We start from the raw sequence: 1,856 nt of genomic DNA, 5'->3' as shown, positions 1-1,856 counted from the left end.
GCGCAGCAACGGCGGCGGATGCCCCGCCCGCGCCATCACGACCCGCCCCCGCCCGGGATCGAGCCGCAGATACAGGCAGCTCGCGAACAGCTCGGCCCCGAGATCCAGCAGCAGCCGGTTGGTCCCCCGCATCACCTCACCGGGCTCCTGCCCGACGGTCGTGTACGCCCGTACGGCCGTCCTGAGCTGCCCCATCAGCCCCGCCGCCGTCACGTTGTGCCCCTGCACGTCCCCGATGACGGCCGCCGCGTACGGCTTGGAGGGCACCAGGTCGTAGAAGTCGCCGCCGATCTCCATGCCCTGGGTCGCCGGCAGATAGCGGGCGGTCGCGCACAGCCCCGGCAGCTCCGGCAGCGAGTGGGGCAGGAGCGCGGCCTGCAAGCCGTGCGCGAGCCGGTTCTTCGCGTCGTACAGCAGCGCCCGGTCCAGGGCCTGCGCGATCAGCCCCGCCAGGCTCGTGAGGACGGCCCGCTCGTGGGTCGGGAAGTCGTGCGGCTCGGCGTACGCGAGGACGCACGCGCCGACCGGGCGGCCGGAGGCGATCAGCGGCAGGTAGGCCCAGGCCGCGAAGCCGTCCGGGGTCGCGTGCCGGTCCGGGTAGAGGTGTTCGAGCTGCCGCCGGGACGCGAAGAACGCGGGCAGGCCCGTCGCCAGCGCGTGCGTGCCGGGCGTGCGGTCGGTGAGCGGGAGACCGTCCCAGCGCTCCACGGTCGCCGGGTCCGGATACCCGTGCTGCCCCAGCACGTGCAGCCGCCCCGCCTGCGACCCCAGCAGCACGAGCGCCTGACACCCCACGGCCGGCAAGATCTCCCGCGCGACGAGCCGTACGACGTCGGCGACGCTCACCGTCTCCGTCAGCGCGCCCGACAGACTCAGCGCCTGCGAGAGCGTGACCAGCGGAGGGGACTGAGCGCTCGGCGCCCCGGCCTCGGCGCGGGCCCGCCCGATCCGTACGCTCAGCCCGTCCGTCCCCGGGTACAGCCGGAACGACAGCCACTCCGAGGGCGGCTTCAGCGCCACGAACGACGTCGGGATCTGGCCGATCAGCGCGGCCCGGTACCGCTCCTCGTACCCCGGGTCGTCCAGCCACGGCACCGACGCCCACAGCCGGGTCCCCGTCAGCCGGGCGACCGGCACGCCGAGCAGCCGCGCGGCGGCGGCGTTCGCGAAGTCGACGCGTCCGTGCAGGTCCAGCGAGCACAGGCCGTACGGCAGCCGGGCCACCAGCCGCGCGGCCTCCGGCGCCGTATCCGTCCCCACCTCGACGACGTCCCGCTCCGCGCCGACCGCGTCCGACCGCTCCAGGCGCAGCGCGAGCCGCCGGCAGCCGCCGGTGAGCCGGCGGCGCTCCTCCTCGGACAGCTCGGCGGGGCGCCCGCCGGGCCAGGTCACGAAGACGGCGCCGTACACCGTCGACGGCGTCGCCACCGGCAGGGCCGCGAGCGCGAAGGGGTACGGCAGGACGACCGCGATCCGCGGGAAGCGGCGGGCCATCTCCTCCTCGCCGCTCACCCACACGAGCCGCCGGTCGCGCACCGCCTCGGCGACCGGCAGGGGCGCGCTCAGCCCGACCCGCTCCCAGGGCGCGGCGAAGGCGCGGGGCAGCCCCGCCATCACCGCCATCTCCAGGACGGGCTCCTCTTCCGACAGCAGGTACACGGCCCCCGAGAGGGCGCCCACGGCGTCCATCATCGAGGTCAGCCCCTGCGACAGCGGCGGCCCCGCGGCCGGCGGCACCTCCACCACGACCACCTCCTCGCCCGGCGGTGCGGTCGGGAACAAATCTCTCCCGATACGGCGCGGAGCGCACGGCGAGGAAGCGGGGCAGGGGCGTAGGAGGGGGCGAGAGCGGGGGC

The 1,856-nt window shown here is 75.9% G+C and carries 1 protein-coding gene; it reads right to left on the bottom strand.

What is annotated here, in order from left to right; genetic code table 11:
* The coding region (locus AOK24_RS43880; RefSeq protein ID WP_240554422.1) for a SpoIIE family protein phosphatase at nucleotides 1–1,692 on the bottom strand (1,692 nt) is incomplete at its 3' end.
* Nucleotides 1,693–1,856 lie beyond the last annotated feature (164 nt).

Origin of the sequence: Streptomyces niveiscabiei, from assembly GCF_001419795.1 — a bacterium.
GTDB classification, from domain to species: domain Bacteria; phylum Actinomycetota; class Actinomycetes; order Streptomycetales; family Streptomycetaceae; genus Streptomyces; species Streptomyces niveiscabiei.
The sequence above is the reverse complement of the archived record's forward strand: the minus strand, read 5'-3'. Positions and strand labels throughout refer to the sequence as shown.